This is a genomic window from Streptomyces sp. NPDC097981 (assembly GCF_040302565.1).
Classification (GTDB): domain Bacteria; phylum Actinomycetota; class Actinomycetes; order Streptomycetales; family Streptomycetaceae; genus Streptomyces.
Window position 1 is genome coordinate 1 of sequence record NZ_JBEORW010000080.1, and the last position, 19,396, is coordinate 19,396.

At 68.7% G+C, this 19,396-nt stretch carries 14 protein-coding genes and 3 pseudogenes; 11 read left to right on the top strand and 6 right to left on the bottom strand.

The annotated features are described in order from the left end of the window. Positions 1-573 precede the first annotated feature (573 nt). The 4 genes and pseudogenes from ABTY04_RS37940 to ABTY04_RS41355 all read left to right on the top strand — a co-directional run bounded on the left by ABTY04_RS37940 (position 574) and on the right by ABTY04_RS41355 (position 5,209). Positions 574-1,833: a family 16 glycosylhydrolase gene (locus ABTY04_RS37940; RefSeq protein ID WP_352217996.1), complete on the top strand. Its 1,260-nt coding sequence runs from the start codon at positions 574-576 to the stop codon at positions 1,831-1,833. A 110-nt stretch (positions 1,834-1,943) separates the two neighbouring features. Beyond that, a complete protein-coding gene (locus tag ABTY04_RS37945) occupies positions 1,944-3,608 on the top strand; it encodes a beta-1,3-glucanase family protein (protein WP_352217997.1) in 1,665 nt (554 codons plus the stop codon). A gap of 91 nt (positions 3,609-3,699) precedes the next feature. Then, positions 3,700-4,056: pseudogene (locus ABTY04_RS37950) on the top strand (transposase family protein); the annotation flags it as partial. Between the two features lie 74 nt (positions 4,057-4,130). Continuing rightward, positions 4,131-5,209 (top strand): IS630 family transposase gene (locus ABTY04_RS41355; RefSeq protein WP_502996806.1). Its coding sequence is split into 2 segments (ribosomal slippage): positions 4,131-4,632 and positions 4,632-5,209, totalling 1,080 coding nucleotides; the frame shifts between segments, so codons are not numbered across the junction. Between the two features lie 10 nt (positions 5,210-5,219). Here the strand turns inward: ABTY04_RS41355 and ABTY04_RS37965 are convergent. Continuing rightward, a pseudogene (locus tag ABTY04_RS37965) lies at positions 5,220-6,403 on the bottom strand (IS3 family transposase). A 307-nt stretch (positions 6,404-6,710) separates the two neighbouring features. On the opposite strand from ABTY04_RS37965, the gene ABTY04_RS37970 reads away from it, so the two are divergent. The 3 genes and pseudogenes from ABTY04_RS37970 to ABTY04_RS37980 all read left to right on the top strand — a co-directional run bounded on the left by ABTY04_RS37970 (position 6,711) and on the right by ABTY04_RS37980 (position 8,501). Beyond that, positions 6,711-7,247 (top strand): hypothetical protein, encoded by a 537-nt coding sequence (locus ABTY04_RS37970; RefSeq protein WP_352217999.1) that lies wholly within the window; start codon positions 6,711-6,713, stop codon positions 7,245-7,247. A gap of 493 nt (positions 7,248-7,740) precedes the next feature. Next, positions 7,741-7,989: pseudogene (locus ABTY04_RS37975) on the top strand (IS110 family transposase); the annotation flags it as partial. Between the two features lie 101 nt (positions 7,990-8,090). Continuing rightward, positions 8,091-8,501: a RidA family protein gene (locus ABTY04_RS37980; protein ID WP_352218000.1), complete on the top strand. Its 411-nt coding sequence runs from the start codon at positions 8,091-8,093 to the stop codon at positions 8,499-8,501. Positions 8,502-8,780: 279 nt separating this feature from the next. Here ABTY04_RS37980 and ABTY04_RS37985 read toward each other — a convergent pair whose 3' ends face one another. The 3 genes from ABTY04_RS37985 to ABTY04_RS37995 all read right to left on the bottom strand — a co-directional run bounded on the left by ABTY04_RS37985 (position 8,781) and on the right by ABTY04_RS37995 (position 12,886). Further along, complete coding sequence (locus ABTY04_RS37985; protein WP_352218001.1) at positions 8,781-9,986, bottom strand: cytochrome P450; 1,206 nt, start codon at positions 9,984-9,986, stop codon at positions 8,781-8,783. Positions 9,987-10,666: 680 nt separating this feature from the next. Beyond that, positions 10,667-11,224 carry a hypothetical protein gene (locus ABTY04_RS37990; protein WP_352218002.1) on the bottom strand — a complete coding sequence of 186 codons (558 nt, stop codon included), beginning with the start codon at positions 11,222-11,224 and terminating at the stop codon, positions 10,667-10,669. Between the two features lie 798 nt (positions 11,225-12,022). Continuing rightward, positions 12,023-12,886: a LysR family transcriptional regulator gene (locus tag ABTY04_RS37995; protein ID WP_352218003.1), complete on the bottom strand. Its 864-nt coding sequence runs from the start codon at positions 12,884-12,886 to the stop codon at positions 12,023-12,025. A gap of 92 nt (positions 12,887-12,978) precedes the next feature. Here ABTY04_RS37995 and ABTY04_RS38000 point away from each other — a divergent pair, with 92 nt between their 5' ends. Together ABTY04_RS38000 and ABTY04_RS38005 are read left to right on the top strand one after the other, a co-directional pair. Next, the gene (locus tag ABTY04_RS38000) at positions 12,979-13,716 is read left to right on the top strand and encodes an SDR family oxidoreductase (protein ID WP_352218004.1); all 738 of its coding nucleotides are present in this window, start codon (positions 12,979-12,981) and stop codon (positions 13,714-13,716) included. 227 nt (positions 13,717-13,943) lie between these two features. After that, complete coding sequence (locus ABTY04_RS38005; RefSeq protein WP_352218005.1) at positions 13,944-14,378, top strand: cupin domain-containing protein; 435 nt, start codon at positions 13,944-13,946, stop codon at positions 14,376-14,378. 831 nt (positions 14,379-15,209) lie between these two features. Here the strand turns inward: ABTY04_RS38005 and ABTY04_RS38010 are convergent. Then, positions 15,210-15,878 carry a hypothetical protein gene (locus ABTY04_RS38010; protein WP_352218006.1) on the bottom strand — a complete coding sequence of 223 codons (669 nt, stop codon included), beginning with the start codon at positions 15,876-15,878 and terminating at the stop codon, positions 15,210-15,212. An 87-nt stretch (positions 15,879-15,965) separates the two neighbouring features. On the opposite strand from ABTY04_RS38010, the gene ABTY04_RS38015 reads away from it, so the two are divergent. Further along, positions 15,966-17,519, top strand: coding sequence for a flavin monoamine oxidase family protein (locus tag ABTY04_RS38015; RefSeq protein ID WP_352218007.1), 1,554 nt, complete (start codon positions 15,966-15,968; stop codon positions 17,517-17,519). 158 nt (positions 17,520-17,677) lie between these two features. After that, positions 17,678-18,922, top strand: a complete 1,245-nt coding sequence (gene mtnK / locus ABTY04_RS38020; RefSeq protein ID WP_352218008.1) for an S-methyl-5-thioribose kinase — start codon at positions 17,678-17,680, stop codon at positions 18,920-18,922. Between the two features lie 208 nt (positions 18,923-19,130). On the opposite strand, the gene ABTY04_RS38025 is transcribed toward mtnK, so the two are convergent. Continuing rightward, positions 19,131-19,358, bottom strand: a complete 228-nt coding sequence (locus ABTY04_RS38025) for an alpha/beta hydrolase (protein ID WP_352218009.1) — start codon at positions 19,356-19,358, stop codon at positions 19,131-19,133. Between the last annotated feature and the right edge of the window lie 38 nt (positions 19,359-19,396).

The following is a 19,396-nucleotide window of genomic DNA, read 5'->3' on the forward strand; positions in this document are numbered from 1 at the left end:
AACGGGGCTATCCAGGACGGCTCAGACGCCGTAATCACACTAGCCACACCAAGATCATCTCACCCGTGACCAGCAGTTACGGGACAACCCTTAGCTGGACCTGTCTGGCCGTGGAGGGCCCCCTGGAACCCGATGGTCTCCTCCCATACGGACAACAAGGGGGGAGAAGAGGGGTGCGACCCAGATTGCACGCCAATCCGGGACCTGACCAGCATGCGAGGAACCGTCGGCCGGGGCTGGGTGCGTGGCCGGGAGCACGAGGGTCCGGACGCCCGCGCGGAGTACCTGCGGCGGCCGTCCGGCCGACGCCCACGTGAGGCTCCGATTCACACCTCTCTGCATCAAGCCAGCCTTAAGAGACCGTTAAGCCGAAGGCTACGAGAGAAAACCGCAGCTCAGAGGCGTGCGAGGAGTGACGTCTGACGTTGCCATGACGCTTACCCCTCCGTAATACTCGCTGTCTCGGGTGACATTGCGTCACGTTTGAGAGCGCTCTCGAACCCCTCCTGTCATTCTTCACGCTTTGCCCGGCCTGGCACCCCTCCTCCCCCACCCAGACAAGGAACCATGCCCATGGCTGCTGCCCATCGCGCACGTCGCCACTCTCTCGGCGGAGTGGTGCTCCTCGTGACCACCGCCCTGGTCGCGGCGGTGCTCATGTCCTTCACCCGTTCGGTCGCCCCGCCCGCCGGTGCCGCAGTTGTCGCGCAGACCTGGTCCGACGAGTTCGACGGCGCGGTCGGCCGCGCTCCTGACGCCGCCAAGTGGACGCTTGAGACCGGCGGTTCGGGCTTCGGCAACCACGAGCTGCAGTACTACACCAACAGCACCTCGAACGCCGCGCTCGACGGCCAGGGCAACCTCGTCATCACCGCGCGGAAGAACACCGACGCCGGCCTCGGCTGCTGGTACGGGCAGTGCCAGTACACCTCGGCCCGGCTGAACACCGCCAAAACCTTCACCCAGGCGTACGGCCGCTTCGAGGCCCGCATCAAAATCCCGCGCGGCCAGGGCATCTGGCCCGCCTTCTGGATGCTCGGCAACGACCTCGGCAGCGTGGGCTGGCCCAACAACGGCGAGACCGACATCATGGAGAACATCGGCCGCGAACCCAACACCGTGCACGGTACGGTGCACGGCCCCGGCTACTCCGGAGCGGGCGGCCTCGGCGCCCCGTACAGCCTGCCCGGCGGCCGCGCCTTCGCCGACGACTTCCACGTGTTCGCCGTCGACTGGAGCCCGAACTCCATCGTCTGGTCGGTGGACGGCACCACGTACAAGACCCTCACGCCGGCCGACACCGGCGGCAACAAGTGGGTCTTCGACCACCCGTTCTTCGTCATCCTCAACCTGGCGGTCGGTGGGGACTGGCCCGGCAGCCCGGACGCCTCCACGTCCTTCCCGCAGACGATGACCGTCGACTATGTCCGCGCCTCCTCCGCCGGTGCCCCCGCCGCACGCCCGATCCGTGGCATCGGCGGCATGTGCGTCGACGTCGCCGGCGGCTCCGACGCCGACCGCACCCCCATCCAGCTGCACGACTGCACCGGCAGCGCGGCCCAGCAGTGGACCATCGGGGGCGACGGCACCGTCCGCGCGCTCGGCAAGTGCCTGGACGTCGCGGGCGGCTCCACCGCCGACGGCGCCGTCGTCCAGCTCTACACCTGCAACGGCACCAACGCCCAGAAGTGGACCTACACCGCCGCCCGTGACCTCACCAACACCGGTGCGGGCAAGTGTCTGGATGCCAAGGGCAACTCCTCCGCCGACGGCACCCGGTTGCAGACCTGGACCTGCACCGGCGCCGCCAACCAGAAGTGGACGGTCGGCTGACCCACCAGCCCCGCCGCCCTCCCTTCTCCCCCGTCCCTGCGTCCGACCGCTCCCCCGCCCGACCCCGCGAAGAACGGACCCCCACCGTGACGGCTCACCACCAACGAACCATGCCCCGTAGAAAACTCCTCGCCGCGACAGCGGGCCTGGCCCTGGCCGTGCCTGCCGCGGCAGCCTGGCTCGAGACGGGCGCCAACGCGTCCACCACCGCCACGCTCCCCCTGGATCTGGTGAACACCACCGGCAACAACACGGTGTACGCCTATGTGCTCGGCCGTGACGCCGCGGCCGGCGGCAGGTGGGCCTTCATCCAGGCCAACGGCCTCAGCCTGTACCACCCGTCGGCTCCGGCCAACGATCAGACCCCGCTCGGGGTCGACTGTGCCATCCCGCTCAACGCGTCCGGCGCCGGAGCACGGAGGGTGACGCTGCCGCGCCTGGACAGCGGCCGTATCTACTTCTCCGTCGGCACGAAGCTCACCTTCCTGGTGAACCGCGGCGGCGGTCTGGCCCTGCCTTCGGTGAGCAATCCTACCGACCCCAACGCGAACGTCGCTCACGACTTCTGCGAATTCACCTTCAACGACGACCAGTTGTACGCCAACATCACGTTCGTCGACATGGTCTCGCTACCCATCGCCTTCCAACTGGAGACCGGCCAAGGCACCCAGACGGTGCGCGGGCTGCCCGCCGACGGACTGTCCCGGATCACCGCCGCTCTGCGGGCCCAGTCCGCCGCTGACGGCAGCGACTGGAGCCGGCTGATCGTCACCGCGGGCGGCCGCGACTTGCGCGTACTCAGCCCCAACCTGGCGATCCGCGGCAACAACGCCTTGTTCCGCGGCTACTTCGACGGCTACGTAGACGAGGTGTGGAACAAGTACCGCTCCACCGACCTGCGCATCGACACCCAGTTCACCTGGGGAACCGTTACCGGCCGGGTGAACGGCGATGTCCTCGCCTTCCCCGGAGTCGGCAGCTTCGCCAAGCCGTCCACCCTTTCGATTTTCTCCTGCAGCGACGCGCCCTTCACCACGGGCAACGACCTGATGGGCAATCTCAGCGCACGGCTCGCCGCCGCCTTCAACCGCACCACCCTGCTGGACAACCCCCACCAGCCGACCGCCGAGGATCCCGCTGCCTTCTACACCCGGCCGCGCACCAACCACTACGCCCGCATCCTGCACAACACCACCCCCGACCATCTCGGGTACGCCTTCCCGTACGACGACGTGCACCCGGCCGGAGTCGACTTCGAGGGCAAGGTGCAGTCCGGCACCCCCGACCGCTGGACCATCACGGTCGGCGGTGTGGCCGGCGGCGGCACACCGGCCCCGACGCCGACCGCGACCACCCCGGGCGGCGGGGTCAGCGCCTTCACCACCATCCAGGCCGAGTCGTTCAATGCCCAGTCCGGAGCACAGGTCGAGGCCTGCTCCGACGGCGGCGGCGGATCCGACGTCGGCCATCTGTCCAACGGCGACTGGCTCAAGTTCTCGGCCGTCGCCTTCGGCTCCACCGGTGCCACCCGCTTCGACGCCCGCGTCGCTTCAGGGGCCGCCAGCGGAGTCAGCGGCCTGGTCCAGGTCCGCCTCGACAGCCCCACAGCCACCCCGGTCGGCGGCTTCGCCGTCGCCAACACCGGCGGCTGGCAGGCCTGGCGCACTGTCCCTGCCGACATCCGCCGCACCACCGGAACCCACGACGTCTATCTGACCTTCGACAGCGGCCAGTCCTCCGACTTCGTCAACGTCAACTGGTTCTCCTTCGCCTAGCTGGGCAGGGGCCCGAGGGGCTGTACGGTCAACGGCTCTGTCTCGCATTCGGTGGTAATGGAGGGTGGCCGGGGTCGTTGTTGTCGGTGTGATGGATGTCAACGGGCTTGCGTGGATGGAGTTTTCGGGGATGTCGCCGCTGGTCGTCGAGGATGTGGTCGATGAGGGTGGGCGGGTCGTGGTGAGTGCGCGGGCTCCGGAGGAGCCCGCGCCCTGCCCGGTGTGCGGGGAGTTGTCGGGGCAGGTTCACGGCTACCACTGCCGGAGGGTGGCCGATGTGCCGGTCGACGGCCGGCGGGTGGTGCTCCAAGTGCGAGTGCGACGTCTGGTGTGTCCCACGCGTGGGTGCCGCCAGACCTTCCGCGAGCAAGTACCAGGGGTGCTGGAGCGCTATCAGCGGCGCACTACCCGTCTGAACAGCCAGGTCAAGGCGGTGGTGAAGGAGTTACTGACTTGAGCTCGTCAGGGTGATTGTTTGCGAAGTCGTCGATGGGCTTGGGTGGGTGGCTGTATTCGTGGTGGGTGAGGTATGCGGATGGGGGCGGGCTGACCGCCGCGGGGCGTCAGCGCCGTGAATCGGTTCGGATTCAGGCGGCCGAGTTGTTCGCGCAGGGGGTCAGGCCGCCGGAGGTCGCTCAGCGTCTGCGGGTGAGCCGCAAGTCGGCCTACCAGTGGCATCAGCTGTTGCGGGACGGCGGAGTCGCGGCTCTGACCTCGCGTGGCCCGAGTGGATCGCGATGCCGGCTGTCGCCGTACTGCCTGGAAAAGCTGGCGGGGCTTTTGGAGCAGGGGCCGGCCGTGCACGGCTGGGTGGAGGACCAGGTGTGGACCGCATCGCGGGTGGCCACTCTGATCGGCAGGAAGTTCCACGTCTCCTATAGCGTCTCGGGTGCCACAAGGCTGATGCACCGGCTCGGCTTCTCCCCTCAGGTGCCCGCACGGCGGGTCGCCGAACGAGACGAACAGGCCGTCGCCGAATGGAAGGGGGCGACCTGGGCGGAGGTAAAAGGGCCCGGGCGGCCTGCGGGGGCTACGTCTGCTTCGAGGACGAAGCCGGCTTCACCCGTAGGCCGCCCCGGGGACGGACCTGGGGCCGGCGCGGCATCACCCCGGTCGTGACCGTGAGCGGGCGCCGCTCGGGACGACTGTCTGTAGCCGGGCTGATCGCCATGCGGCCAGGATCCCGGACCCGGCTGTGCCACCGTCTGCGTACCCACCCCGCGGGCGGGGGCAAGCGGCGCAGCATGAGCGAGCGGGACTTCATCTCGCTGGTCGACGGTGTCCATCAGCTGGTCAGGGCGCCGATCGTGCTGGTCTGGGACCGGCTCAATACCCACGTCTCCCGCAGGATGCGGGACCTCGTCGCCGAGCGGGCGTGGCTGACAGTCTTCCTGCTGCCCGCCTACTCGCCCGACCTGAATCCGGTCGAAGGCGTCTGGGCGCACGTCAAGCGCAGCCTGGCCAACCTCGCCGTCATGGCCCTCGACCGACTCGAAACCCTCGTCCGCAACCGGCTCAAACGCCTCCAGTACCGGCCCGACACCCTCGACGGCTTCATAGCAGGCACCGGCCTGACCCTCGACGACCCAGCGTCACCCTGACGAGCCGAAGTCAGTATGCAGCCAGGGCTGTGGGTGGGGCCATGATGGCTTCGTACTCGACGGGAGTCAATCGGGCCAGACGTTTCTGGCGTCGGCGGTGGTGGTAGGTGCGCTCGATCCAGGTGACGATCGCGATCCGCAGTTCCTGGCGGGTGGCCCAAGTACGGCGGTCGAGGACGTTGTTCTGCAGCAGTGCGAAGAAGCTCTCCATGGCCGCGCTGTCGCCTGCGGCACCGACTCTGCCCATCGATCCGATCATGCTGTGACGTGCGAGGACTGCGACGAATTTCCGTGAGCGGAACTGCGACCCCCGATCGGAATGCACGGTACAGCCGAGGACCTGGCCGCGGCGGGCGATGGCGGACTCCAGGGCTCTCACCGCGAGGCTGGACTGCATCCGGGCATCAATCGAATAGCCCACGATGCGTCCCGAGTACACGTCCTTGACCGCGCACAGATACAACTTGCCCTCGTCGGTGGCGTGCTCGGTGATGTCTGTCAGCCACAGCCGGTTCGGTCCGTCGGCGGTGAAGTCGCGCCGCACCCGGTCATCGTGGACCGGAGGGCCGGCCTTGGCGTTCTTGCCCCGGCCTCTGCGCTTGCCGAACGCGCTCCACCAGCCGTTGTCCCGGCAGATCCGCCAAGCGGTCCGCTCGGCCATCGGCTCACCAGCGGCACGGGCCTCGTCCGCGAGGAAGCGGTGACCGAACTCCGGGTCGTCGCGGTGAGCGTCGAACAGGGCATCGGCCCGGTATGCCTCGGCGAGCTCGGTATCGGTGACCGGCCAGACCAGCCACCGGCAGCAGGGCTGGCGAGCCAGCCCGAGCACCCGGCACGTCACCGCCACCGCCACCCTGTGAGGGGCAGCGGCGGCGGCCAGCTCGCGGACGAGCGGGTACATCATTTTGATGGCAGGTTCGCCTGCGACAAATATGCCGCAGCCCTTCGCAGCACCTCGTTCTCCTGCTCCAGCAAGCGGATGCGCTTGCGGGCCTCGCACAGCTCGGCGGACTCACCCGACGCCGGCGCGGGCCTGGCGCCCTCATCGGTTTCGGCACGGCGCAGTCACTTCGACAGCGTGATCGGGTGGACGCCGAAATCAGCGGTGATCTGTTCCAGCGTGACGCCGGGCTCGCGGTTGCGCGCGACCCGCACGACGTCCTCGCGGAACTCCTTCGGATACGGCTTGGGCACTGCGACATCCTTCCAGGCCGCCTCTCAGCAAGCCAGGTCAGGTGTCACCCAACCCTGCAGCAGTCCCGGGTCCACCGCCTCAACCTGGCTGGCACCTACCCAGTGCCACCAACACCCCCATTCACACCGGGGCCCCCTTTCACATCGCTGTCACCAAACCGAAAGATCGCACGTGTCCACCGGAAGATGGACGGCCGGTCCATCAGTCGGTTGTCCAGGTCCGCCCCTCCCTCTCCCTAGCGTTGGAGTGGAAAATCCGGGAGAGGCGCGCAGCGCCCCCGTACTCATCGAAACGAGGGGTTGCCCCATGAGCCCATTCCTGACCGCCTTGATCGCCAGCGGGGTGATCCTGATCATCATCCTGTCCACCGACCTGGGTACCCGCCAGATCACCAACATGCGGCTGCTGCGCTCGATCATCGCGATCGCGATCGTGATCGCGCTCTTCGTCCACACGCTCCCCCTGGACGGGAACGACCCCTGGCTCCAACTGGCCGGTATCGGCGCGGGAGTCATCTGCGGCCTGATCGCCGCGACTCTGCTGCCCGCCCACCGAGGCTCCGACGGTGAGGTCTACACCAGGGGCGGCATCGCCTACGCGATCGTCTGGACCTTGATGTCCGCCTCCCGCGTGCTGTTCGCCTACGGTTCCGAACACTGGTTCACGCAGGACGTCATCCTGTTCAGCATCGAGAACAAACTGAGCGGACAGGACGTCTACTCGAACGCCTTCGTGTTCATGGCCCTGGCCATGGTCCTCACACGCACCGCTGTTCTGCTCGTCAGGCGCCGCCGGTTGCGCGGCACCGAGTCCTCGACGACCGACAGCTTGGTAGACGCATAGCGGCGTTCTGTGGTGACGGCGGTTCCTTCGGTGCCCGCCCGGTCGGGCTGCTGGAACGGATTGCCGGGCGGCAGACGCCCGGGACGTGACGGTCCGGGACTGGTCCCAGCCCTCGCCGCCTACGTATCCGCCCCCGCACCTCACACAGACCGGATGTGTGGGCGAGCCCGCACCCCGTGCTACGGAGCGCCCACCAACATGCCGTCCTGGCGCTGGCCCGTCTCGGATTCGAACGGGCCCTGCCGGGGCTGCTGACCGCGCTGGACACCGGCACGGACTCTTGGCGCGCCGTGAACGTGGCTGGCCACCTGCCCCAGGCTGCTGCGGACTCACGCCACGGCTCATCCGCCGCCTCACCCACATCGACCACTCTCGTGGATGGCCCGATGTCAGTCCCACAGCTCTCGCGTCCGCTCTCGCCGCGTTCGGGGGCCCGGGCGGCCTGAAGGCCGCGCTCACGGACGCCGTCCGTGCCGCTGTCCAGCACAAGCAGGTCAGCGGCAACATGCGCCGCCCCCGCCGCTACCACCGTGGCCTGTTGCGAGCCTTCTACCTCTCCTCCATGGCCAGCCTCAGAACGTGCACCGCGTCACGGACGTACTACCAACGCAAGCGCGACGAGGGGAAGGGCCACAAACAAGCAGTGCTCGCTCTCGCACGCCGCCGGGCCAACGTGCTCTGGGCCATGCTCCGCGACGGTGCGTGCTACCAACCCGCACCACCAGTCACACTGGCGGCTTGACATCCCTATTGGGAAGTTCTTTAATCTCACGTCGTTGCGGAGTGCTTGCCGGTGGGGAAAATGCGGTGCGTGCTGGCACCACGCTGGTCAGACTCGCTGACATGACTGAGAAGATCACCCGCATCAACCCCGAGCAGCTGCATGAGACACCCGGCTACCACCACATCACCGTGGTGGAGGCAGGCCGTACCGCCTATCTGGCGGGGCAGTGCCCGCTTGATCGGAATGGTGACCTCGTCGGTTCCGGTTCCCTTGAGACGCAGGTCGACCAGGTCGTCGCGAACGCGCTCACTGCCCTGGCAGCGGTGAGCGCCCAGCCTGAACATGTGGTGCGGTCAGTGATCTACGTGCGCAGCGATGAGAGGGACATTCTCGGAGCCGCATGGCGTCGGCTCACCGCGTCTGCCCTGGGTCTGGCGTTCACCACCGCCAGCACGCTCTTGGGCGTCGCCCAGCTGGGCTTTCCGGGACAGCTCGTCGAGGTGGATCTCACCGTGGCGCTGCCTGACTGACTTCGAACAGCGTATCGAACTGGGTAGCCCAGCTGGGCATTCGCGGGACGCTGGGGCGGCCTTCGTCTGATCATGTGCTCCGACCAAGGTGTACCGATCGAGACGAAGGCCGTGAAGGTAGAGCCTTCCGGTCCGGGACCCGCGGCCGGCCGGCCGGGCTTCAGCTTCGGCCCCGGCATGGGTGGTTCGCAACGCCTGCCGGGCCACCGTCCGTGGACGGCTCCCGCGCCAGGTGGATGCGGGCCGTCGGTGCGGCGTGTGCCGCGAGCCCCGGAGGGTTCACCAGGTGACGGGGAGCCGTTCGACCCGTCGGATCAGCGGTTCTGCACGCCAGGGCAGATCGTCCTCGGGCACCGCGAGCCGGAGCTGCGGAAACCTCTGCGTCAGGACGGACAGCGCGGTGCACAGCTGAAGTCTGACCAGCGGCGCTCCGATGCAGTGGTGCGGTCCGAAGCCGAAGGTCAAGTGGGGATTGTCCCTGCGTCCGATGTCGAAGGTCTCAGGGGCGGGGAAGACGCTCCGGTCGCGGTTGGCCGCGGCGAGTGCAGCCAGGACCGCCTCCCCCTTGCGGACGAGCGTGCCTCCGACCTCGACATCCTCCGTGGCATAGCGGGCGAAGGTCGCGTGAGAGGGAAAGGGGGCGTAACGCAGGATCTCCTCTGCGGCGAGCGGGATGAGGTCTGGGTTCTCGCGGAGGACGTGTACCTGGCCAGGACGGCTCAGCAGGGCGTAGAGGCCGTTGGAGAGCTGCGCCGAGGTGATGTCCGGGCCGGCGATCAGGAGTTGGCCTACATGTTCGATGAGCTCTTGGTCGGTGAGTTCGGGCAAACGCTGCATCGCCCGTTCCGGTAGCCGCGCGACATCGCACACTCTGTCTTGGCTACGCCAGGCAGCGATGACCCGGACGATGTACTCGAACATGCCCGCAGTGCGCGTCTGAATATCCTCGGGAACCAGGGTGGTATTGGTGAACGCCTCTGACCAGAACAGGAAATCCGGCCGATCGCGGGCAGGAATTCCGAGTAGGTCGTAGACCACGTGACTTGCGAAGGGTTTGACAAAATCGCTGACGAGGTCGGCGGGGGTCCCCCGCGCGCTCATTTTTTCGGCGAGTGCGGTGGCGTGTGCGCGTACGCCGTGCCGCAGTTCTTCGAGGCGCTGTGGGGTGAAGGACAGGGCCGCTGCAATGAAGTGCCGATGCCTTGTGTGCTCCGGCGGGTCCATCCCCAGCGTGCCGGTGCCGACTGGCGACGGAGTGAGGCGGGCCTCGTCCCGGCCGGCGGCCTCGGCTCGGCTAAAACGCGGTTCGGCCAGCAGTGCGCGGATGTCCTCATGGCGGGTGGCGAGCCAGGCCGGATCGCCGTGGGTGGGCTGAACTGGAGTCAGGGTCTGGCTCGTGCGGCATTCTTCGTACTGAGGGTCGAGGTCGAGGCGGAAGGGGACGGCGAAAGGGTAAGGGATACGGCGCCCACAGGAATCTGTCACATTCCAAGTGTCCACTTGCGCTCGGCGACACAAACAAGTCAGGCGAGTGATATCCGCGCACCAGAGTTGACCTTCACGGACATCAGCAACACCTATGCCGGCAAATCATGTGGGCATGAGCCGACGTTCCAGCACGGAGAGCACCGGAGTACCCGTAGCTGCGGGTGTTCGCCTGGAGTGGTGGGCTGTCCCCCGCAGTGTGCGGAGACTTGTCGAGGCGCGACTGGGTTCCTCTGTGGAGAGCGCCGTGACCCAGCCCGGAGGTTTCTCGCCCGGGGTTGCTGCCCGCGTATGTCTTGCCGACGGCCGACGTGTCTTCCTGAAGGCAGTGGGCTCCGAGCAGAATCCCGACACCCCCGACCTTCACCGGGCCGAGGCCCGAATCGCAGCAGCCCTTCCTGTCACTGCTCCTGTACCTCAGTTGCTCATGGCCCAAGCCAGACGTGAGGGCGCCGCCGTCGAAGAACCGGGCAGGGTCAGCTGGCGCGTCGGCCAGACTCGCAGCTCCGAGCACTCGGCATCCGCCGGACGGGACAGCACAGTCTTCACCCGAGGCACCCGGCAGCACCGTCTCGCCTCGGACGCCGAGAGTGACGTAGGGGCAATCCTGGGCATCCTCGCGGACTATCCGGATAGCCGCGCACTCACGCCGTCACCCGGCCCCAGTGAGCGGACGGCCTTCAAACCCAACACCCTGCTACTGCTCTTCTGAAGACCACCTCGACACCATCAGGAAACACAACGTGCAAGCTCGGGGCATCGCAGGAACAGGGACTGGCCCTGCGGGCGCCGGCGGTCGGCTGCTGGGGGATCGACACATTCAGCAAGGCCGGCACCGGGGCGGCTGGGGCAGGCGGATTGAAGTCGAGAGTGAGCGTCACATACCGGTTGCTGACATCCCAAGGCGGCTGCGGGGCCTGCGCCAGGAAACGGCTCCGCAGCTCCCCATTGGTGAACACCAGCACCGTCGCCGCAAGTACACGGGAGCCAGCCTGGCCCGGGTCGGGGTCAATGACCGCGACAGGGTGGGCGGCCTCACCCATCAGCGGGACACCGCCCGCGTACCGGGCATCGCCCATGCTGCGCCCAACGTGCTCAGCACGGAACCCCTTCTGCTGGAGGGCGTCCATTGCCCAGCCCGGACCAGGCACCTCGGCCTCGGCGACCGCGCCGGCCTCCTGCGCCGCCGTCAGCAGACACCACTTCAGGTACAGGTGATCCGGCGGCCCCTCCCCCACCGGGCAATCCTCCGGCGCGCCGGGCTAGTGCGCGATGCGGTGCCCACCGCCGCGACAACCGGGCGTGCATCGGCCACCCGCAACCCCGCACGTCAACTGCGACGGCTTCACCTCGTACACATCCTCCCAGGTACGCCCGCACCCCAGATCAGGCAAGTACGAGTGGACTTACCCCATTCGGCGTGTTCGGCGTGGAACATGACGATCCCCCCAGGTCAGCGGCTGCCCGCAGCGGTCGCAGTACGAGACCGCGCGTAGCCGAGCCCACCCCCTCAGACTCCTGTCCCTGCCAACAAGTACCCAGGTATCTCGAGGCGTGACCGTGCGCGGGACGCGCGATCGCCTCCAGCGGCCGCCTCCGGCCTGCGGGATCTGCTCAGTGGCGCGGAACACGGGATCGGGTTCCCGCAGGGGGACAGAGCATTCGTAATCATCTGGCCGTAGCAGTTGGTCAGCTGTGGCCCTCCTGCTCAGCCCGCACGGCTGCTGCGTCGGCCTGCCGTTGCTGTGCCGGGGCAACCAGCTGTGTCCGGCTGGTTGCGACCCTCCGCAGTCTATGACGGCATCGAGCCGAACACAGACGCTGAGCTGTCGCGAAGACGCAGACGTCGTCGTCCCGCAGGCAGGAGGCCCGCGTTGCGACCCTCGAAGGGGCTATCACGACCTGCCTCAAATGATCTGGTCCGATTCGCTCGCCGTCCCAGATGGTCTGGTCCCGCGGGTCTGCTTCTTCGGTCTCGCCGGCCCTGGCGGCACCTGAGCTGTCCCGGGTGCTGACCGATGGGGGGCAGGAGCTGGTCATAGCCGTGCGGCCATGCGGATCAGGCCGGCCAGGGCGAGGGAGCGGCTGTGGGCGGGCCAGGCGATGTGGGTCACGACGGGAGGTGCGTCGGTCAACGGGACGGCCGTGTGCTCGGCCCACAGCCAGGAGCGGGCGGAGTCGGGGACGACCGCCACGGTGCGTCCGAGGGCGATCAACTGGGCCAGTTGCGTCTGGTTGTGGATCTCGGGGCCCGGTCCGGGTGCGTAGGTGCCGTGGGTGGGCCAGCGGGCGAGCGGCAGATCGGGGACGTCCCTGACATCGGCCAGGGACAAGGTCTCGCGGGTGGCGAGGGGGTGCCCGGCAGGCAGGACGGCAACCTGCCCCTCGGTCGTCAGTGCCTCGCTGTCGAACCCGGCGAGGGAGTTCCACGGCGTGTGCATGAGCGCGACATCAGCGCGTCCGTCGCGCAGCAGCTCTTCCTGCTCGCAAATGCCGCACGGCAGCAACTCGATCTCGGCACTGTCCGGCTCGGCCGCGTAGGCGTCGAGAAGCTTCCGCAGCAGTTCGTGGGACGCGGCGGCCTTCACGGCGAGGACCAGCCGACCGCGGGGGCCGCCAGGGCTGTCGGCGCCGCCGGCGCGCCGGGTGCGGCGAGCGGCGGCAGCGGTCGCGTCGATGGCCGCCCGGCCCTCGTGCAACAGCACCTCTCCGGCACCGGTCAGGCGGACGCCACGGCGGTTGCGCTGCAGCAGGCAGACCCCGAGGCGCCGTTCGAGCTGCTGGATCGCCCGCGACAGCGGCGGCTGGGCCATGCCGAGGCGCTCGGCGGCGCGCCCGAAGTGCAGTTCCTCGGCGACGGCCACGAAGTACCTCAACTCGCGGGTTTCCAGGGTGTCCACGGCCGCAGCATACGCGGTGATACCTGGCAGGTATGACAGGACACCGTATCGGTGTTGGCCGCGCCCCTCGTCCCCGAGCCAACATCATCAGCATGAGCGAAACGATGATTGCGCTGGTGACCGGCGCGAACAAGGGCATCGGGTACGAGATCGCGGCCGGGCTGGGCAGCCTCGGGTACCGCGTGGGTGTGGGAGCCCGCGACGCCGCCCGACGCGAGACCGCCGTCGGGAAGCTGCGCGCCGTCGGCGTGAACGCGTTCGGGGTGCCGCTGGACGTGACCGACGACCAGAGCGTCACTGATGCCGCGGAACTGATCGAACGGCTGGCCGGGCGCCTGGACGCCCTGGTCAACAATGCCGGCATCTCGGGCGAGATGGACCCGGGGTGGGTGCAGGACCCGACCGCGCTCGACCTGGAGGTGCTCCGCACGGTCGTGGACACCAACGTCATGGGTGTCGTCCGGGTGACCAACGCGATGCTGCCACTGCTGCGGCGCTCGGCCTCGCCACGCATCGTCAACGTCTCCAGTAGCGTCGGCTCCCTGGCCCGGCAGGCGGACCCGGACATCGAGATCGGCCCGATCATGGCGGCCTACGCGCCGTCGAAGTCGTTCCTCAACGCCCTCACCGTGCAGTACGCCCGGCAGTTCGCCGGTACGAACATCCTGATCAACGCCGCCTGCCCGGGCCTGGTCGCGACCGACTTCACAGGCTTCCAAGGGCCCCGCACTCCTGAACAGGGCGCGGCCACAGCGATCCGGCTCGCCACCCTGCCCGACGGCGGCCCGACCGGTTCGTTCTTCGAGGACGACGGCGTCGTCCCCTGGTGATCACGAACCCGCCGTGAATCGACGGGGCTCCGGTAGGTCCGCGAAACGGTGGAGAAGGACCAGATCGACTGAGACAGCGTCAGGCATCTACCCGACAAGAACCAGACCAGGCTGCGGCGGCCGGTCGGAGCCCGCTTCACCTGCAGGTGTCGTCGTACCGGGCAAGATCCGGCCAGAACTCCGCGACCAGCTCCGCTCGGCGGGCCGGGCCGGGTTGGATGGGGCGCATGGAAACCACAGTGGAGTGCGTGGTCGTGCGCGGCGGCGGGTACGAGGGACGGCAGGGCGGCACGTTCGCGGCGGGGATCTCGGCGCAGTCCGTCGGCGCCCGGGGCCTGTGCCTGCACCGGATGAGCCTGCCCGGTCACACCCGGGGCCGCCCGCACCTGCACGCCGGTCACGAGTCGGCGATCCTGGTGCTCTCCGGGCAGGTCGAGGTCTGGCACGGTGCGGGCCTGGCCGATCACCTCGTGCTGGAGGCTGGGGACTACCTCTTCATCCCGCCCGATGTACCGCACCTGCCGGTCAACACCCGGGACGAGGAAATGGTCGCAGTGGTCGCCCGCACCGACCCCGACGAGCAGGAAGGCGTACAGCTCCTCGACCTCCCCCGGCACCTCCACGCGGCCTTGACGGCCGTCCCGGTCGCGTCGCCCGCCTGACGAGCCCATCACACCGGCGAGGCGTCCTGGCAGGCCCGCTGCGGATGATCTTCACTCCAAAGAGGCTGCCCATTCCGAGGGCCATGCCGATGGCGGAATGCATAGGGGCGTACATCTCCATGTCGCGCGCGGCGACCAGGGGGCCGAGGTCGAGGATGTCGCTCAACGAGATCCAGGCCTGAGCTCAGCCGCGCGCGGCCGAAGCCGCCTGTCCCACCCTCTACACCGCATTCTGGGGGCGGTCGGGACACAGGGAAAACGGGGCTGCGGCCTGGGCGAAAGCGACGGTCAAGCCACGGTGGGACTGCGACGGTCAAGGAGGACGACGTCGCGCCACCTGCCGCCCCGGCGTCCTGGGGCACGGCCGGCAGCAACTGGTCGGGGCGCTGGTAGCCGGGCTGGATCGAGGTCGACGCCGCACCGCCGAGGTTGGGCCCGCTCCCGGTGGACCACGGGAGGCTGCAGGCGGTGGCGACCTTGCGGTATTCGCGGGCGGATTCCGGCGAGATACCGATCTCCGATGCGAAGCGGGCGAGGAGCTGTCGGGTGCCGTCGGAGTCGGGGGTCGTGTCGGGGGCGATTGGTGTTGGGCGTAGACGAGCCACGTGGCGCCGTCGGCTGCCGCGATGATTTCGGTTGCGTGCCTGAGCAGGGCTGGCGCCCGGGTTGCCAGGCCGAGGGCGCCGGCGGCGGCGAGTGCGTCCAGGTGTGTGCGGGGTACGCGCTCGCGTGCGGTCCAGTCGGCGCTGGGGCGCAGCAGTTCGTCGGCGATGTGGGCTGTCTGGGCGAGTACCTCGATTTCGGCGGGGCCAGGGGTGAGGCGTGCCCGCATCAGGCGGTCGGAGAGGTCGCCAGTGTGGTGAATTTTTCGCCGAGCGGCCTGACGATGTTGCGTTCGACCTCGTAGTAGCTGGTCAGGGAGGCCATGGGGGTGCGGCGCAGGTGCCAGCGGCCGGTGAGGTTGCAGCCGATCTCGCGGCCGGCGAAGCTGCCGGTGGCCCAGCCGTCCTTCTCGTCGTCGAGGGTGCGTTCGACGCGGAAGTAGTTGAAAAGGCTGGTGGCCGTGGTGCGGACGGTCTCGTTGGGGTCTTCGGGGCGGGGGTCTGCCACACCGAACCAGCACTCGGGGCCGTCCGCGTCTTTGACGTAGGCGTCGTTGAAGCCCAGCCACGGCCAGACGAAGGCGACGAGACCGGCTTTGTCGGTGGGACAGTCGTCGATCGGACAGCCGGCGGGGACGCGCTCGGGGTCGATGTAGAAGCGGCCGAGCCAGGTGGGCAGCCACAGGTAGTAGGGGTAGGAGCTGTTGTCGGAGAGCAGGAAGCTGTTGGCGTTGGAGTGGAGCTCGTTGCCGGCCACGGGTGTGAGACGGACGCCGTACTCGGGTATCGCAAAGCGGACACTGATGACTTCGTAGAAGGAGCGGATGTCGCGGAAATACTCCGCGAGTGCGTCGTAGGCGGAGGGCGCTTGGGCGAGTACGTCGGGCCTGAAGATCACGTGGTCTCCTGAATGTCGCGACGGCCGCGGGCTTGTTCACCTGATGTTCCATGCGTGGTCTGGAGCCGTAAAGAGTGGCAAGTCGCAATGACTCGATCCGGATGGGGTGGCGAATTGGGCGGTGTGGCCGTGATCGGCGCAGGGGTGGGAGGCTGTTACACCGCCTGCCGGCTGACGGCGGGTGCGCGGCAGGTGACCTTGTACGAGAGCGGGTACCGGGTGGGCGGCCGCATCTGGTCCGTGCCGGTGCGAGGCGGGGGGTGGGCAGAGCTGGGCGCCATGCGGCTGAACACGGAAGCCGCCCCGGTCATGGCGCTGCTGAAGCACCTCGGGCTGGCCGGATCACTGGTCCCCTTCTCTTTCGGGCGACCCGAGAACCTGGTGCGGGCGCGCGGGCGGGTGGTGCGTCAGCGCAATGCCTCGCAGGGGTTGGGCGCCGCGTACCGGCTGACGGGGCGTGAGTGGGGGGCGGATGCCGATGGGCTGGTCCTCGCAACGGTGGAGGCGGCGGTGCCCGGGTTTTCGGCGCTGCGGGAGAAGTACCACGGTGCGGTGCAGGAGGGCCGTGCCGGCGACGCCGACCAGGCGCTGGTCGACTACCGTGCGGCGCGCGAGGCTTCGGTGGTGCGGGGGAAACCGCTGCGCGAGCTGTCCTGGCCTGGTGTGCTCGCCGCAGGGCTGAGCCCCGAGGCGTTACGGCTCGTCACGGACACCAGTGGGTACGACGTCCATCCGGGTGGTGCGGCCGAGTGGATCGATGTCGTCTTCCACACCCCGCCCCGGGCCGAGTACGTGACTCTCTCCTGCGGCATACAGGCCCTGCCCACAGCGCTGCATGGCGAGTTCAGGAAAGCCGGTGGCCGGACGTGCTGGGGCCGCAGGCTGACGCGGATCGATCGGGCGGCCGGCGGTTACGAGCTGACGTTCGCCATTGACGATCAGGAAGGCCACGACACAGGCCGCTGTCTGCGCGTCCAGGCCGAGACCGTGGTCCTGGCACTGCCTCAGGGCGCTCTGCGCCGCATCGATGCCGGGCCCGCCGTATTCGGGCCCCGGTGGCGCCACGACCTCGACACGGTCGAAGCGGTGCGCGCCACGAAGCTGTTCCTGGCCTACGACCAGCCGTGGTGGCGCGCCTGCGGCCTCTCGTCCGGTCGCAGTACGACCGATCTCCCGCTGCGGCAGCTGTGGTACGAGCCGGGAGGGGCTCCCCGGCTGCTGCTGGCCGCCTATCCCAGCGGGCCGTCCGCAGCAGTATGGGACCACTTGCGCACAGGTGCGACCTATCGCGAGCCTGCCAGCCGGGCGATGTTCGCCGGCCCGCCTGCCCCCGCCGCCGCCGTGGACTACGCCCACCGGCTGCTGTGCCGCATGCACCGGGTACGGGCGCGCCCGCCGGTGGCGGCGTGCTGGCAGGACTGGGGAGTTCACCCCCGCGCGGAGGCCTGGCACCTGTGGCGGCCCGGACAGGACTCACAGCAGGTCGCGGCCCGCATGCGCGCGCCGGGGCCCGGCGTGGGCCTGCACGTCGTCAGCGACTGCTGGACCGGTGACCCCGGCTCGATCCCTGCCACCCTCGGCTGCGCCGAACAGGTCCTGCGTGAGCACCTCGAAGCAGATCTGCCGCCATGGATCCCGTGACCCCCCGACACGCCGTTCGGGCGAAAACCCGCGGTCGCCCGCCGGGTCACCGTCGACCGGGCGGGAACCGGCCACCCTGGAACCCACTCCCCCGATCACGCCCCGGATCACGCCTGCTGACCACTGCCCTGTTTCTGATCACGGCCCCAGGAGGAAACATGACCGCGTCCATCCCGGCCACCGCGCCCGACACCGCCAAACTGCTCGCTCATCTCGCCGCCCAGCCAGTCCTCGCCGACAGGCTCGGCGGAAGCCCTGCCCAGTGGTCAATCCACGAGATCGGCGACGGGAACGTCAACCTGGTCTTCGCCGTCCGGGGCCCGGCCGGAGCCGTGTGCGTCAAGCAGGCCCCGCCCTTCGTCCGGGTGGCCGGCCCCAAGTGGCCGCTGACTCCCCAGCGGGTCCTGTTCGAACACCGCGCGCTCACCGAGCATCGCCGCCACGCTCCCCTGTACGTTCCCGAACCGCTGCACGTCGACGCCGGCGAGCATCTCCTCGCGGTGGAATACCTGGAGGGCCACACGGTCCTGCGCGGCGGTCTTGTGGCCGGCGCCCGCTACCCGCACTTCGCCGAGCAAGCAGCCCGCTACCTCGCACACACCCTCTTCTTCACCTCCGACCTCGCCCTGCCGGCCGGCAGCAAAAGGGAGCTGGCAGCCCTGTTCGAAACCAACACGGCCATGTGCCAGATCATGGAGAACATGGTCTTCACCGAGATCTTCCTGCCGCATCCGCGCAACCGATGGACCAGCCCCGAACTCGACAAAGACGTGCACGCGCTGCGGCAGGACACAGAAGCGAAGATCGCTGTGTCCCGGCTGAAGTCCCGCTACCTCAGCTCCCGCGACGCGCTCCTGCACGGCGATCTCCACACCGGATCGATCATGGTCTCCGCATCGTCCATCGCCGTGATCGACCAGGAATTCGCCTGCTACGGCCCCATGGGATTCGACCTGGGAAGCCTGCTGGCCCACCTCCTCATCGCCTACTTCGCCGCCGGCGCTCACGGAGGCGACCGGTCCGCCCAGCAGGACTGGCTCCTGTCCACCGTCGAGCAGATCTGGGGCGGGTTCCGGACGCACTTCACCGACCTGTGGCACACCCACGCGACCGGAGACGCCTATCCGCCCGCCCTGTTCACCGGCACCGCCCAGGCCGCCCTGGAGACTGAACGCCAGCGGTATCTCGACAACCTGTTCACCGACACCGTCGGGTTCTGCGGCGCCGAGATCATCCGCCGCGTCATCGGCTTCGCCCGGCCCGCCGACTTCACCACCATCACCGACCCCGCCCGACGCGCCACAGCCGAACGCCGCGCCCTGGCCCTCGCCCGCACCCTGCTCACCGCCCCCACCAGCCATCGCACGGCCGCCGACCTCACCACCACCGCGCAAGACAGCTGAGCAACACTCCAGCACCTGGCTGCTGGTCCCACGAAACAGCCCGGACGACCAGGACCCCGCCAACAGCCGCTTCCACACCTGAGCCGCCCACACGATCCGGGCGCCGCCCATACGGCCAGCTGAGCACCCCAATTTGATGCCACCCGGGGCGGCGGCCCGCCGCCCCTTCCACCGCTCAGACAACGGCAGGCACACACCTGTGGCAGGGTCACACACTCGGTGCCAGCAGGGCGCCCCGGACGTCCGCGTCGTGCCACTGGGCCCACTGCACCGTGGTCATGACGCCCGCACTGTGGGCGACGATGATCACAGGCCCGGTGATCTGCACCATCACCTCGACCAGATTGGCGACGTGGGCGTCGCGTCTGAGCCGTTGCGCGGGAGTATCACGAAAGCGGTGTTCACCACTCGGTTGGCGTAGAGGTTTCTCGTTGATCTGGTTGGCTCACACTCGTTCGGCGGAGAGGCGGCCGT